The organism is Streptomyces sp. NPDC004111 (assembly GCF_042874215.1).
Lineage (GTDB): Bacteria > Actinomycetota > Actinomycetes > Streptomycetales > Streptomycetaceae > Streptomyces.
Genome location: NZ_JBIAMU010000007.1, coordinates 320,977 through 335,586 on the forward strand (window position 1 = coordinate 320,977; position 14,610 = coordinate 335,586).

The 14,610-nt window shown below is 69.4% G+C and carries 9 protein-coding genes and 1 pseudogene; 4 read left to right on the forward strand and 6 right to left on the reverse strand.

The features are described from left to right. Positions 1-51: 51 nt before the first annotated feature. Together ACFYVL_RS16935 and ACFYVL_RS16940 are read left to right on the forward strand one after the other, a co-directional pair. On the forward strand, positions 52-354 hold the full coding sequence (locus ACFYVL_RS16935; RefSeq protein WP_389245326.1) for a WXG100 family type VII secretion target: 303 nt from the start codon (positions 52-54) through the stop codon (positions 352-354). Between the two features lie 410 nt (positions 355-764). Further along, positions 765-977, forward strand: coding sequence for a hypothetical protein (locus tag ACFYVL_RS16940; protein WP_389245328.1), 213 nt, complete (start codon positions 765-767; stop codon positions 975-977). 446 nt (positions 978-1,423) lie between these two features. On the opposite strand, the gene ACFYVL_RS16945 is transcribed toward ACFYVL_RS16940, so the two are convergent. Beyond that, a complete protein-coding gene (locus tag ACFYVL_RS16945; protein WP_389245330.1) occupies positions 1,424-1,825 on the reverse strand; it encodes an Imm50 family immunity protein in 402 nt (133 codons plus the stop codon). A gap of 52 nt (positions 1,826-1,877) precedes the next feature. Between ACFYVL_RS16945 and ACFYVL_RS16950 the strand changes: the two genes are divergently transcribed. Then, the gene (locus ACFYVL_RS16950; RefSeq protein WP_389245413.1) at positions 1,878-2,048 is read left to right on the forward strand and encodes a hypothetical protein; all 171 of its coding nucleotides are present in this window, start codon (positions 1,878-1,880) and stop codon (positions 2,046-2,048) included. A gap of 18 nt (positions 2,049-2,066) precedes the next feature. Here ACFYVL_RS16950 and ACFYVL_RS16955 read toward each other — a convergent pair. From ACFYVL_RS16955 to eccCa, 5 genes and pseudogenes are all read right to left on the reverse strand, one after another. Continuing rightward, a pseudogene (locus tag ACFYVL_RS16955) lies at positions 2,067-2,408 on the reverse strand (Imm50 family immunity protein); the annotation flags it as partial. After that, entirely contained in the window at positions 2,326-7,029 is a 4,704-nt protein-coding gene (locus tag ACFYVL_RS16960) for a putative T7SS-secreted protein (RefSeq protein WP_389245332.1), read from the reverse strand. The gene ACFYVL_RS16960 and the pseudogene ACFYVL_RS16955, both read right to left, overlap by 83 nt. After that, on the reverse strand, positions 7,029-7,706 hold the full coding sequence (locus tag ACFYVL_RS16965; RefSeq protein ID WP_389245334.1) for a hypothetical protein: 678 nt from the start codon (positions 7,704-7,706) through the stop codon (positions 7,029-7,031). Before ACFYVL_RS16965 ends, ACFYVL_RS16960 begins: the two co-directional genes overlap by 1 nt. Continuing rightward, positions 7,703-8,113 (reverse strand): SseB family protein, encoded by a 411-nt coding sequence (locus tag ACFYVL_RS16970; RefSeq protein ID WP_389245336.1) that lies wholly within the window; start codon positions 8,111-8,113, stop codon positions 7,703-7,705. Before ACFYVL_RS16970 ends, ACFYVL_RS16965 begins: the two co-directional genes overlap by 4 nt. After that, a complete protein-coding gene (gene eccCa, locus ACFYVL_RS16975) occupies positions 8,110-12,075 on the reverse strand; it encodes a type VII secretion protein EccCa (protein ID WP_389245338.1) in 3,966 nt (1,321 codons plus the stop codon). The genes ACFYVL_RS16970 and eccCa overlap by 4 nt, the downstream gene beginning before the upstream one ends. A gap of 435 nt (positions 12,076-12,510) precedes the next feature. Here eccCa and eccD point away from each other — a divergent pair, with 435 nt between their 5' ends. Continuing rightward, a complete protein-coding gene (eccD, locus tag ACFYVL_RS16980; protein ID WP_389245411.1) occupies positions 12,511-13,974 on the forward strand; it encodes a type VII secretion integral membrane protein EccD in 1,464 nt (487 codons plus the stop codon). The last annotated feature ends 636 nt before the right edge of the window (positions 13,975-14,610 follow it).

A 14,610-nucleotide genomic window follows, 5' to 3' on the forward strand; every position in this document is an offset into this window, starting at 1 on the left:
ACTCTCCACACCCCTTACACCCCTTCCCAACCCACCTCACCGGAGGCACTCATGCCGCAGGACCCCGGCTCGATGCTCGTCACCTACCACGCCCTGGAGCTCGCCGCGCGCGAGGTCCACGCCCAGGCGAAGAACCTCGAAGGCGACCTCGCCGCCATCAAGGCGCAGATCGCCAGCGTCTCGGAGCTCTGGGTGGGCAAGGCCCGCGAGGAGTACAACACCTCGCAGGCGCAGTGGGACCAGCAGGCCCGCAACATCCACAACTCGCTGGCCCAGATATCGAAGCAGATCGACGAAGCGGTCATGCGCTACAAGTCGGGCGACGCGAAGGCCGCGAGCTACTTCACGCTCTAGCAGCCGGAACGGTCCCACGGACCGAGCACGACCAGGGGTGGGTACGCGCGGGAGGTGCCCACCCTCAGTCGTGCCCAGAGGCCACCACCCAGCCCCCACCACTCACTCCCCACCCCGCACAGCCACCGGCTCCGCCCCACGCAGCCAGAGCACGGGCCCGTCGTCCAGCCCGACAGCGACACCCCACCCGGCCACGGCAAATCCGCACACTGCGCGACACGTGCCAGGTTCCCCACACCTGTACCTCCCGAATACGGCCCGCATTTCCGCGACGGTGGGTACCTCTCGACCGCCGAGGGAGTTCCTCGGCTGCACTCAGGGAAGAGCAGCCGGATCGAGAACGGCCACACCCTCATCCGAACGCCCGACCTTGCCGCACTTCTCCAGGGCAACGTGTGCACGATCCCGAGTTGCGTGAACGGCTGGGCAACCTTGCGCGCAGGGAGAACTGCCAGCGCAGGGACGGGCGGGGGGACGACTACGGCGAGCTGGTCGGTGTTACCTGCCCGGACTGCATCGAGACGGAGGCCATCAGCGGCAGCATCAAAACTCTCCAGGTGCCGTTGGGCCTCTCGCAGACCTCCGAGTACGGCCGCGCGATCACGGTGGACTCCCCGGCCTGAAAAGCCAGGGGGTGTTTGAACGGTTCGCGCGGGTCCGCCAGCTGCTGCTGAGCTTTCCGAGGGTGATCGCCCAGAATCTCGTGCCACGCCTCGACCACCGCATTCGTGACCTGAACCACTCAATTTTCGCAAAGTTCCGCACGACCTTTGCTGCGTATGCGCTTCGAGTTATTAGGGTGATCAACGGAGCCGAGGTGAACTAAATACCTGTCAGTTTCTCTTCGTCCCCGAAACCTTGTGGCTGAATCATCAGAGCGGCAAAGGCGAAATACGCGGAGAGTCACTTCGGTGCACCTCTCGCAGCATCCAAACCCCTATCGAATCCACGGCCGTGCGCCTGCGTCGGATCGCCCGACCTTCGTAGGGGCCGATGCTGTAGCGGTTCGACGTGGCGGTGGAGCACGAGAGGGCGTTCATTGCGCGGGCAGGCGGTCGGAGGGCGGGTCTCAAAACGACTGGCCTGCGAGGTACGAATGGATATGTGGAATCGAGAACGACGAAGCCTCGAATCGGAGGGACGATCCTGGTGATTCTGCTGATACGGAGAAGTGGCCCCGCTCTTCTACCATTTGTATGTGCTTCTGTCCTGGATTTTCCCAGCCGTTCACAGAAAAGTTCAGAACATCCGTGAACGAGATGAAGAACCGCATTGCGTTGTGGCCCTCGTCGCTTCTGAATTTTCTCAGAACTTCGAAACCGATTCCTCCCTCGGGGATGTCGAAATCTGATACCTCGAACCCGAGAGTCAGTGAGGTCTGCCGTTCGTCGACCTGCACATAAAAGAGGTCGCATTCGCTCAGGAACTTGGGAGAAGTCAGAGCGCTGTAAGCGTCGCTTGGGTCTGGCATATTTTTAACGTTCATAGAAATTCGCCTTGTGGGGCTCTGGGATGCTCGATTTGTGGATCAACTTGTCGAGCTTGTTCTTAAAAAGGTGTGGACCCTGATCCGTTCCATCCGGAGACAGCTGAAACGCGCTCAAATGGCCTGCAATGATTTCACTCAGGCTCGTGAACTTCAGAAAGGTGATCTCGTTCTGTTCGACCGTCACCTCGATCCTGTTGTCCGCTGAAGGAGGGGAAGCGGATAGGCGGGCCGTAATCGGTGGCTCCCAATTGGTCACAGAGAGGTCTTGCACATCGGTGAACCGGAGGTGGCACTGGAAGGTATCAACTGCGGAGCCAGCCCATTCTTCCGGCAGAGCCGGCGGAGGGCTGGGTAGGTCAATGCGCAAGGTGAGAGCTGGGCCACGCCAGTTCAGTTGCAGTGAGCGCAACCTCACTCGATCCAGCGGGGGAAGTTCCTCGCCGTAGAGTGATGCCAGATACTGCCCATTCGCTACGCGAAATCTACTCGGGGTCATATGGGTAGTGTTCCTCGCATCCTGGGATCTGGCCATTTCGAGTGTTCTCGTATGGTCGTACATGTACATGGGGGCGCTGATATCCGTCTTCTCCGGGCTTCCGATGGCCCATCCAATGGTCCTGGAAGACGATGAGGTCTTGCCCGTTGGGGTGCTCGTACACCTCTTCCGTAAAATACATGGGCTGCATGTCGTCACCCAATACTTGTTTCGAGCCGGCCCATTCGGGCGTTGTCACCGGTACGTAGTCATTGACGTCCAGGGGTGTTGCACCTTCCGGGATCCCGGCATCTCGGAGGGCATTTGCTTTGGCTCCTGAAAGATCGATTCCAACCTTGGGAAGTTTTGGACATTCGGTAGGAGCCAGTCCGAGCGGGTCGGCCCAAGTATGTGGATTTTCCACATACGTTGCGGGGTTAGACGCAGGAGCCAATCCCAACGGGTCCGGTGTCAAGTACCGAGCCGTCTCCGGATCGTAGTACCGGTGTACGTTGTACTGCTGCCCGGTCTCAGGGTCGAAGTACTGACCTGGGAAGCGCAATGGTGTGTATGTGCTGCTGTTGGCCGACCAAGTGGTCGTGCCCCACAAAGTGCTGCGTGCCTGCCAGGCGAGGTTGCCGTCTTCGTCTATCAGTTCTCGTGGTGTGCCCACCAGGTCGGTGATGATGCTGAAGAAGCGGGTGTCGATCTCGCTTGCCGGCGTGTCCACCGCCGAGATCCGCTCGGTCTGGGCCACTGGGTGGAGGCCCCGGTGGTCCCATGTGAGTGTGACGGGGTGGGGGAGATCGGCGGACGTCGTCGTTTGCTCGCAGAGCGTGGTCCCGTCCCAAACGAAGTCAGTTTGTTCCGCGACGGTTACGCCGTCCGGGCCAAGGCGCTGCTTCGAGGTGCGACGGCCAAAGGGGTCGTAGAAGTAGCGCCAGCAGGTGCCATCGGGGGTGGTGACGGCGGTGAGGTGGTTCTCCGCGTCCCAGGTGTAGAGCCAGGTGTCCGGCTTGCGGGAAAGCCGGGGCTTTTGGCGGAGGGTGGTGCGGCCGAGGGCGTCGTGTTCGTAGCGGACGGTGCCGGCACGGGTGAGAGTGGTGCCGGTGTAGTCCCGGGTGCCGGTGGATTCCTGGCCGGGGTGGGCGGCGGGCCAGGTTGCCGAAGCCTGGTTGCCTGCCGCGTCGTAGGTGTAGTTCTCGGTCCAGTTGTGGGCGCTGACAGCGGTGACGCGACCGGTGCGGTCGAGGGTGAAGGTGCTCGGGCCGGCCAGTTGGTCGTCGATGTTGGTGAGGCTGCCGTCGGGGCGGTAGGCGTACGCGCGGCGTTGCACACTGCGGCCCGAATGCGTGACCTGCTGCTCGGTGAGGCGACCCAAGGCGTCGTACGCAGAGGTGAGGGTGACTGCCTCGCCCATGTGGCGGGTCAGTTCACGCCCTGCCGCATCGTGCTCGAAGGTGAGGGTACGGCCCGAAGCGGTGAGGGTGTCGCGGCGGCCCATCGCGTCGTACGTCCAGGTGCTGACTGAACCCGAGGGCGTGCGGCGGGACGTGCGGCGGCCCATCGCGTCGTGGCCGAAGACAAGGGTGCGGCCGTTCACCGTCTCTGACTTGAGGCGGCCGTAGCGGTCGCGGAGGAGCATGAGGGTGCTGTCGGGTCCAGAGGCTTCCGCCAGTTGGTCGAAGTGGTCGTAGGCATAGGTGGTGATGGCGCCCGCGGCGTCCTTGGAGAGGATCCGGCCCAGATCGTTGCGGGTGAAGCGAACAGTCTGGTTCAGAGCATCCGTGCGGGTCAGGAGGTGGCCCACCGCGTCGTGTGTGTAGGTGAGGGTGCGGTCGTCGAAGTCCGATTCCGAGACCGGTCGACCTGCGGCGTCGTACGAGTAGTCCCAGGTCAGGCCCTGAGGGTTACGCACTTGGGTCAGGCGGAGTTCCATGTCGTGCTGGAACTCGTAGCGGACGCCGTCCGGGCCTGTGCGGGCCGCCAACAGGTCGAAGTGCGTGTACTCGAAGTGGGCAACGGCGCCCATCGGGTCCGTGTGGGTGGTGCAGTTGCCTTCCCCGTCGTACGTCCAGGTGCTGGTGGAGCCGTCCGGGGAGGTGCGGCGCGCCAGGTGCCCCTCGACCGTCCATTCGAGGCGGGTGGTCGAGCCGAGTGCATCCGTGATTTCCACGGGGCGGCCGAAAGCGTCCCGGATGTAGCGTGTCACCGCGCCCAAGGGGTCGATGATCTCCGCAGCCAAGCCTGTCGCGTCCGTACTAACCCGGGTCGTATGGCCCAGCGGGTCGGTGACGGAGGTCAAGCGCCCCGTCTCGTCGTACGAGAAGCGGGTCGTGGCGCCCGACGCGTCGGTCACCGCCGTGCGGTTTCCGCGTGCGTCGTACTCCTGGCGGGTCGTCAGACGGTCGGGGCCGGTCACCCGTACCGGGAGGCCCAGTGCGTTGTGCTCGGCGGTGGCCTCGCGGCCGTCCGGGCGGACGGCCCGGGTCACGCCGCCCGTTTCCGCGTCGTACTCGAAGCGCGTCGTGCGCCCGAGGGCGTCCGTGCGGGAGAGGAGCCGGTGGCGGCGGTCGCGTTCGTAGCGGGTGACCGCTCCCAGCGGGTCGATCTCGGTGACGATCTGATGGGCGTCGTTGACGAAGTAGCGGTGGACGGCGCCGGAGCCGGTGGTGGCCGTGGTGACGCGCAGGCCCGTTTCCGGGTCGATGTCGTCGTACGTGACGTGCAGCGCGACGTGGCCCTCGGTGCCGCCCTCGGCTATGCACCGGTCCCGCTCGTCGTACTCGTACGCGTAACGCCTGTCGTTGGTGTCGGTCCAGGAAGTGACGCGGGCACGTTCGTCGTAGGTGAAGACGAGGGGGAGGCCCGAGGAGTTGGTGACCGAGGTGAGGTGGCCGTCGGTGTAGCCGTAGCGGACGATCTCCTGGTCCGAGCCGTCGGGGGCCGCGCCGGCGAGGTGGAGGGCGGTGACGCGGCACTCGTCGGTGGTGAGCTTCAGGTGGCGGCCGGCGTGGTCGATCAGGGCCGTCGGGGCGTGCGAATCGTCGTACTCGAAGGTGATCCAGTTGCCGTTGCGGTCGTCCAGTTGGGTCAGGAGCGCCAGGTCGGGGGCGACGGTGGTGAAGTGCTGGACCCGGCCGGTTTCCGGGTCGGTGACCGTGTAGTCGCCGGCGGCGTCGGTGTCCAGGGAGAGCGCCGCGCCGTGGGTGGCGAGGACTGGGACGCCGGGGGCCGGGTGCGGGAAGGGGAGGAGGAGCCCGTCCTCGCGTACCAGGATGACGCCCTGGGAGTCGATCTCCAGGCGCTGGTCGGCGGTCGAGGCCCAGGACGGGCCGAACCAGCGGCCCACCCGGTAGTCCGAGGCCACCCGGCGGGTGAAGACGAGCGGGAGGGAGCCCGGCAGGGCGATGTCCCACTGGGGGAGGTACATCACGCCGGTGGCGAGGTCGATCGGGTCCGTGGGGTCGTTCTTGACGGGGGACTCGGGCTTGGACGGCTTGGCGGGGTCCGCCTCCACCGGCCCCCGCGCAGTCCCCGGTCTTCCGCCGCCGTCCGGGACGTGGCTCAGGTCCTGCGCCACCTTCCGTGCCGTGTTGGCCCCTTTCAGCGCCACCCCCGCGCCCTTCGTGCCGATGAGTTCCGGCACCAGCGTGCCCAGGAATTCGCTGGGGTCCGACTTGGCCGTCTCCCACATGCTCTTCAGCGCCCGGTCCGGGTGCGCCGCCGTGGTGGCCAGGCCGGCCAGGGTCGTGCTGGTGGCCTTGAGGTACTCGGCGGGGTGGGTGATGTTGTACGGGTCGAGGGGGTTGACGCTGCGGACGAAGTTGGTCAGCCCCATGACGCCCTTGGTGACGCCGCCGAGGAAGTGCGTGCCCTCGACGTTCGAGGCGATGGCCCAGTCCGCGCCGTCCAGCTTCAGCCGGTCCAGGCCCTTCGGCTCCTCGGGGGCGTGCGCGAGCGCCGCGGTGACCTGCGCCTTGGCCGTTTCGGCAGCGGTGTTGCGCTGGGTGCGGGCGGCGGTGAGTATCTCCTGCGCGCGCGCTCTCATCGCCGTGCCCGGGTCCACGTAGGGCCCCGGGTCGGGCAGCGGATGCGGACCGGTGCGCGCCGCGTTGTAGGCGGCGGCCTTCTCCTGGTACGCGGTGGACGCCGTTTCGGAGGCTTCTCGGCCCTCCCTGTACAGGGCCGCCGCCTCCCTCGCCCTGCCCTGAGCCCACGTCACGGTCGTCGCGTACGTCTCCAGGGCCTTCGCCGCGTCCTCGCAGGCGTCCGCGGCGTGCAGCCAGTCCGTCGGCAGCGGCGCGAACTTCTGCCGGAACGTGTCGGCCGCCTGCCCCTTCCAGTGGCTGGAGTCCAGCTGCTTCATGCCCGCGCCGACCCGGCCGAACGCCGTCCCGAAGTCCCGCAGGTTCTTCGCCGTCGCCCGGATCTCGGCCGGCTTCCCGTGGATCAGCTCGTCGGCGTCCTCGGTCTGCCCCAACTGCTGCTCGCCGATCTCCGCGCCCAGATCGGACGCGACCCCGTCGCCCCAGTCCTTGACGACGTCACCGGCCTTGTCGAGACCGGCCTCCTCCAGGAAGTCACCGGCCTTTTCGGTGCCCCAGTCGACGCCCTCGCCGAGCTTCTCCTTGCCCCAGTCGACGCCCTCGCGGAGTTTGTCGTAACCGGCGCCGACGGCCTTGCCGAACATGTCCCCGAGGTCCGGCATCAGCGGCCACCCCCAGCCTCTTGGCCCCCGCCCTGTTGCGCGGGAGGGTCGTCGCCGAGCTGCTGCGCCACCGCCTCCGGCGTCGGTTCGAAGAACTCGCGGAGCTTCGACCGGGCTGCGTCGCGCTGCCCCTCGTCGATCATTCCGGTCCGTTCCATCCAGTCCGCGTTGGTGGCCGTCACGTCGTACCCGGTGTTCTGCCAGGTCTCCTTGATCTCGGTGCCGGCCTGCCGGAAGGACTCGGCACTCCAGTCGGCGTTGTCCGTCGGCTGCTGAGTGCTGATCTCGGCCCAGCTCTTCTCCTTGACCTGGTCCTCGGTCAGGTGCGGATTCCCGTTCACGCCGTTGACCACGACCTTGAAGGAGTCCTTCACGTACTGCTCCTGCTCGTGGAAGGAGCCCGCCGAGAGCCCGACGCCCTGCGCGAAGACGTTGCCGCGCATCATCAGGTTCCGGACGCCGAACTCCCAGCGGTCGCAGAAGGTCTCGAACTCCTTCGTCAGTCCGGCGTGCCCCAGCTCCAGCCCGGAGAGGGCCAGGTCGGCGAAGCCGCGGCCCGCGGTCGCCCGGCCGGTCATGCCCTGTTCGTGCAGTTCTGCCAGCGCGCCGTTGATCCCCGACGCGATCAGTGCCAGCGCCGGCCTCGCCGCCGCCAGATCCGGCTGTTCCCCGCTCATGCGCCACCCCCGGGTCGCTCGGTTCCGCTCTGATCGGCAGTGCCGAGGTCCACCGCGGCCTCGTCCGGTACGACACCGGCGACGGGCGGGAAGAGCATCCCGTCCTCGCTGCCCGCGTCCAGCGCCACCCCGGCGGGCACCCCCAGGGCGGGCACCGCCACGTCCAGGAGCCGGGCCCCGTAGACCGTCCGGTACGTCCACGCGCGCCCGCTGTCGCCCTGGGCGTGCGCAAACCGGGCGAGTGCCCCTTCGTCGGAGAACGCGCAGATCCAGCGCACCCCGCCCCACTCCGCGGTCCACAGGCTGTCGTACGGATCGAGGGGCACCAGCACGGTGGTGCGGCGGAACTCGCCGAGCAGAGCGGCGAACTCCCGTCTCGCCGACCGGATGTCCGCCCCGTCGCTCACCCCTCCACCAACCCCGTCTGCACCAGCGGATTCCCCCGCCTCCGCGACACGAAGATTCCCCGTCCCGTCGGCATCGGCCTCGGCTTCAGGCCTGCCAGGACCTCGCCCTCGTTGGGGTCGCCGGACAGGACCAGGCCCTGGGCGCCCAGTTCCTGCATGCGTTGCAGGAAGGGTTCGTACGCGGCCCGGCTCGCGCCCGCCGTGCTGCGGGCGATCACGAAGCGGACGCCCACGTCGCGGGCGAACGGGAGGAGTTCGGTGAGACGGGCGAGGGGGTTGCCGCTGGAGGTGGAGACCAGGTCGAAGTCGTCGACGACGACGAAGACGTTCGGGCCCTGCCACCAGCTGCGGTCGCGCAGCTGCTGCGCGGTGACGTCGGCCGCCGGGGTGCGGCGCCGCATCAGGCCCTCCAGGGCCTCCATGTGATGCTCCATGTTGTTGGACATGGGCACGTACTCGGCCAGGTGCGAGGGCGGGGTCACGTCCAGCAGGCCGCGCCGGTTGTCGATGACGAAGAACTGGCAGGCGGAGGGGTCGTACCGCTCGGTGAGCTGGCGGATCAGGAGGCGCAGGAGATTCGTCTTGCCGGACTCGCTCTCGCCGTAGACCAGGAGGAAAGGGTCCGCGTCGAAGTCGAGGAAGACCGGTTCGAGGCGGTTCTCGTCGATGCCGAAGGCGATGCCCTGCTCCGGGTGCGCGTTGCCGTGCGGCAGCGAGACGGCGGGCAGTTCGCGCGGCAGCAGGCGGACGGCGGGGGCGCCGGGCGCCGTCCAGTGGCGGGTGACCTCGCGGGCCATCGCGGTGGACGCCTCGGAGAGGTCGGTGTCGGAGTTGATGCCGTCGATGCGCGGCACCGCCGCCATGAAGTGCAGCTTCTCCGGGGCGATGCCGCGGCCGGGGACGCCCGGCGGCACGTTCACCGCCACCTTGCGGTCGATGTCGGAGTCCATGACGTCGCCGAGCCGCAGCTCCAGCCGGTTCATCAGGTGGTCCTTGAGGTTCGCGCGGACCTCCATCGAGCGCGAGGCGGTCAGGACGACGTGGATGCCGTAGCCCAGGCCGCGGGCGGCCATCTCCACGACGAGCTGCTCCAGGCCCTCGTACTCGGTGCGGAACGTGCCCCAGCCGTCGACGACCAGGAAGACGTCGCCCCACGGCTGGTCCGTCACCGATATCTCGCCGCGGGCGCGCATCCTGCGGTACGTGGCGATGGAGTCGATGCCCGCGGAGCGGAAGTACTCCTCGCGGCGGGCCATCACCCCGTACACCTCGGCGACCGTGCGGCGCACCCGTTCGGGGTCGAGGCGGGAGGCGATGCCGCCGACGTGCGGCAGTCCGGCCACCGCGGAGAGGCCGCCGCCGCCGAAGTCCAGACCGTAGAGCTGGACCTCCTGCGGGGTGTGGGTGAGCGCGAACGCCGAGATCAGGGTGCGCAGCAGCGTCGACTTGCCGGACTGCGGGCCGCCGACGATCTGCATGTGGCCGGCCGCGCCGGAGAAGTCCCGGTACAGGGTGTCGCGGCGCTGCTCGAACGGCTTGTCCAGGACGCCCAGGGGGACCACCAGACGACCCGCGCCCTCGAAACCGGGCTGGGTCAGACCGCGGCCGGGGACCTCCGAGAGGCCGGGCAGCAGTTCGTCCAGGGTGGGCGGGTTGTCCAGCGGCGGCAGCCACACCTGGTGGGCCTCCGCGCCGCGCCCTTCGAGCCGGCGCACGATCACGTCGAGGACGGTGTCGGCGAGCGCGTCGTCCTTCGCGCCCGGCGCCGCCGGATCCGCGGGCGCGACGGCGGCCGGCGCCAGGTAGCGCACCGGCACCGGGGCGGCCGTGAACAGCGCCGGGGTCCGGTCCACCGGCAGCGTCCCGCCGGGCAGCGCCCGCTGCGAACCGCTCCGGTAGACGCCCGAGACGTACGCCGCCTTGAAGCGCACCATCTCGTCCGTGCCGAACTTGAGGTAGCCGGAGCCGGGGACGTTGGGCAGTTGGTAGGCGTCGGGGACGCCGAGGGCGGCGCGTGATTCGGCGGCGGAGAAGGTGCGCAGTCCGATGCGGTAGGAGAGGTAGGTCTCCAGGCCGCGCAGTCGTCCTTCTTCGAGGCGTTGTGAGGCGAGCAGCAGGTGGACGCCGAGGGAGCGGCCGATGCGGCCGATCTGGACGAACATCTCGATGAAGTCGGGCATCGCGGTCAGCAGCTCGCTGAACTCGTCGATGACCAGCACGAGCGAGGGGATCGGCTGCAGCGGGGCACCGGCCGCGCGCGCCTTCTCGTAGTCGTGGATGTTGGCGTAGTTGCCCGCGTCGCGCAGCATCTCCTGGCGGCGGTTGAGCTCGCCGCGGATCGAGTCGCCCATCCGGTCGACCAGCGTCAGGTCGTCCGCGAGGTTGGTGATCACGGCCGCCACGTGCGGCATCTGCGACATTCCGGCGAAGGTGGCACCGCCCTTGAAGTCCGCGAGGACGAAGTTCAGGGTCTCCGAGGAGTGGGTGACCGCGAGACCGAGCACGAGGGTGCGCAGCAGCTCGGACTTTCCGGAACCGGTCGCGCCCACGCACAGCCCGTGCGGGCCCATGCCCTCCTGCGCCGCCTCCTTGAGGTCCAGCATCACCGGGCTGCCGTCCTCGCCGACCCCGATGGGCACCCGCAGCCGCTCCGCCTGGGAACGGGGCCGCCAGGTGCGGGCGACGTCCACGGAGGCGGCGTCGCCGAGCCCGAGCAGGTCGGTGAACTCCAGGTTGGCAAGCAGCGGCTCGTCGTCGTCCCCGCCCGACGCCATCCGCAGCGGCGCCAGCTGCCGGGCCAGCGCCTCGGCGCCCTCCCGGCTCAGTCCGTCCGGCACACCCTCGTAGACCATGCCGTCCCCGGACTCCAGATGCAGGACGTCCGGCCGTACGACGATGGACAGGCCGCCCCGCGCACCCGAGTTCTCGCCGGGCACGACCTCGATCACGGTCACGCCCTGGAGACCCTCGGGGGAGGCCAGCACCGACATCGGCGGCACCGACAGGCCGTCGATCACCACGACCAGGTGCGGCTGCTCGACCAGCGGCTGCCCGCCGGGCTGGAACCTGGGCCGCCCGTCCAGCCGGCCCGCCACGAGGTCCTCCAGCTCCTGGACGCCGCGCGCGATCAGCCGCCGCGAGCCCGCGCCGTCCCCGTCGCCGGGGGCCTGCACGTGCGGCAGCCACTTCGTCCACTCCCACTCGGCGGCGCTCGACGCGCCCGCGCCGACCGCGACGACCAGGTCCTCGGGCGAGTGCAGCGCGGCGAGCGAGCCGACCACGGCGCGCGCGGTGGACCGTACGCACTCCGGATCACCGCTCACCGTCAGGTGGTAGAAGGCCCGCAGCGAGACCGCCATCGGCAGCCCGTCCAGCGTGCTGTGCACATCGAGGAACTGCTGCATCGCCCCCGCGGTCAGCGGCTCCAGCTCGTCGACCGGCGCGGTCTCCGGCGCGATCAGCGGGGTGGCGAGCTGCTGGCCGCACAGACCGATCCGCACCTGGCCGAAGTCGGCGTCGCCGGCGCGCCGCTCCCACACCCGGCTGCCCTCGGCGACCAGCGCCCAGAGCTGTTCGGGGGAGGGGTGCAGGTAGTACTGGGCGTCCCGCTGGAGGCGGGCGGTCTCCAGGACCGTGCGCCGCGTCCTGGTGAGGTACTTGAGATAGTCGCGCCGCAGGTCGGCGAGCTGCCCCTGGGTGCCGCGCCGGTAGCGCACCAGCATCGCGACGGCCATGGCGACCGTCGAGGCGATCATCACCATGCCCATGATCCGCATGATCGGGTTGGGCGTCATGAAGAAGAACACGACGGACCCGCCCATGCCGAGCATGGGCAGGATCTGCATCAGCGCGCCCTCCTGCTGGCCGCGCGGCAATTCCGGTGGCGGTTGCAACTGCACCGGCTCGGCGGGAATTTCGGATGGCAGCGCACGAGGTGGGCGCTTGACGACTATCTGGCTCACAGCTCCTCAATTCCCCTACCGGGAAGAGTCGTTCCTCCTGCACATTTCCTGATGGCCGACCCCGCCCGCGGGGATCTTAACTTGACCGGGGGGTGGTGCGGCGAAGGTAGGGTGGCGCACGGGTCGACACGAGGGGTGTATGCACCCGCGAACTATCAGAGCAAACGGTGTTGTTCAGGATGAGTTCGGGACAACTGGTGATTAGTCCACCGATCCGGCGACCCCGGGGGCATTTCGGTGCGCCCCGGCGCCGCATCCGGCGGAACCGGGGCAGTTCGCCGCGCGCGCGACGCACGCGGTGAGCAACCGGTGAACGACTCGTGAAGAAATCTGAGCGAACGCATCCGACGGGAGCAGAAGTTGAGTACGACGGTCTCCGCACCGCCGCCCACCGGCGGCCACCCGGGCCCCGCGAACGGCCGTCCGGCCCCCGCGATCACCACCGCCGCGAACGGCACCGGATTCTGCCGGGTCACCGTCGTCGCCCCCGACGGCCGCATCGACGTGGCCCTCCCCGACGACCTCCCCGTCGCCGACCTGCACCCCGAGATACTCCGGCTCTCCGGCCAGAGCCCCACCGCGAGCGCCCCCGTCGGCTACCACCTGGTCCGCCGCGACGGCACCGTCCTCGACAGCGCCCGCACACTGGCCGCCCAGCGCGTCCTGGACGGCGAGCTCCTCTCGCTGCGCCCCTTCTCCCAGTCCCTCCCGCCGGCCGTCTTCGACGACGTCTCCGACGCCGTGGCCACCGCCGTCGCCGCCGACCGCACCCTGTGGAACGACCGCCTGATGCGCGGCGCCGGCCTCCTCGGCGGCGCCGTCCTGCTGGTGCTCCTCGCGTTCGTGCTGTGGAACGCCGACCCCCGCCACGACATGCACGGCCTGCCCGGCATCCTCGCCGCCGTCACCGGCACCCTGCTGCTCGCCCTGGCCTGCGTACGGGCCCGGGTGTACGACGACCGGGCCTCGGCCGTCGCCCTGGGCACCGGCGCCCTGGTGCACGCCGCCGTCGCCGGAGCGGGACTGCTGCCGTTCGCCGCGGGACAGACCGGGACCGGCCGCCTCCAGTTCCTGCTCGCCTGCGCCGCCGTGCTCGTCGTCTCGGTGATCCTGGTGCTCGTCTCCCCGTACGGCGACGGACCGTTCGTCGCCTTCGCCGTCGCCTCGGCGCTCGGCCTGCTCGTCACCTTCGCCGCCATCCTCACCGACCTGAGGCCGGTCGAGACGGCGTCCGTGCTGCCGCCGCTCGCGGTCGGCGCGCTGGCCTTCCTGCCCGGCCTCTCCACCCGCTTCGCCCGCCTCCCGGTCGGCTTCGAACCGCCCCGCACCACCGTCGGCGACTACAGCACCGGCGCCGAGCCCGCCCCACAGGGGCCCGTCGACGCCGCCCGCATCACCGCCCAGGCCCGCCGGGGCCACGAACTCCTCCTCGGTCTGGTCGGCGGCTTCTCCCTCGCCACCGTCGGCGCGGCGGCCGTACTCGGCTTCTCCGGCGACACCTGGGCCCAGGCCCTCGCCCTCACCACCGGGCTCGCCATGCTGATGCGCGCCCACCTCTTCCGCTACACCGCCCAGGTCGCCTGCGCCCTGTCCGCCGGCCTCGGCGCGCTGGTGCTGCTCGGCCTCGGACTGTCCCTGAACCCGCCCCGCACCCTGATCATCGAGGCCCTCACGGGCGACTCCACCGGCCTCGACATCCGCACCGTGTGGCTGGCCGCCGCGATCGGCGCGGTGGCGACGGTGCTCACGGCGACCGGCCTGGTCGTCTCCAGCAAGGGGGTCACCCCGTTCTGGGGCCGCTTCCTGGAAATCGCCGAAACCTGCGTCCTGCTGACGCTGCTGCCGCTGTGCCTGGCGGTCTTCGACGTCTACCACTCGATCAGGGCACTGACGTCGTAACGGGGGGCCGGGGGAGGGCGGGGTGTTGCCGTGGCCGGTTCGGGGTGCCTCCGTGGCCGGGCGGGGTGGGCCAACAGCTGGGCGGAGTGCATGCTCGGCCGGTTCGGGTGGATCCTGGCCGGTCCGGACAGATCGTCGGCTGGTCCGGGCGGATCCTCGCCGGTCCGGGCGGATCCCCGACCTGCTCGGGTGGATCCTCGGCCGGTGCGGGCGGGCCTCGGTGACCCGGCGGGCGCCAGGGGCCCGCGCGGATCCCGAGGGGGCCTGGTGACCCCGGACGGCCTGTGGATTCCGGGCGGCACCGCTGACTCGCGGCGGACGTGGCTCACTCGGTAGGCCCCGCTGACCTGCGGCGAACTCGCCGGTTCCGGCCGGCCGGGACACTCGGCGGGCGACAGACAGGCGTACACCCCGTCCCGCACCAGGCGAGGGCACGTCCCGCCCCGCGCAGGTGTACTCCCCGCCCACACCAGACAGGTGCACGTCCCGCCCCGCACCCGGTCAGGCGCAGACCCCGCCCCGCGCCGCGCAGGTGCACCCCCGCCCCGCACCGGACAGGGGAAATTGCTGCCCCGAGCAGGCGCACACCTCGCCCGGCACCGGGAAGGTGCACGTCCCGTCCCGCACCGCCCAGGT

Bases quoted from the DNA above. Each gene is read 5' to 3' on its own strand.
- ACFYVL_RS16935 (WP_389245326.1), top strand. From the start codon at position 52: ATGCCGCAGGACCCCGGCTCGATGCTCGTCACCTACCACGCCCTGGAG.
- ACFYVL_RS16945 (WP_389245330.1), bottom strand. From the start codon at position 1,825: ATGCCAGACCCAAGCGACGCTTACAGCGCTCTGACTTCTCCCAAGTTC.
- ACFYVL_RS16960 (WP_389245332.1), bottom strand. From the start codon at position 7,029: ATGCCGGACCTCGGGGACATGTTCGGCAAGGCCGTCGGCGCCGGTTAC.
- ACFYVL_RS16965 (WP_389245334.1), bottom strand. From the start codon at position 7,706: ATGAGCGGGGAACAGCCGGATCTGGCGGCGGCGAGGCCGGCGCTGGCA.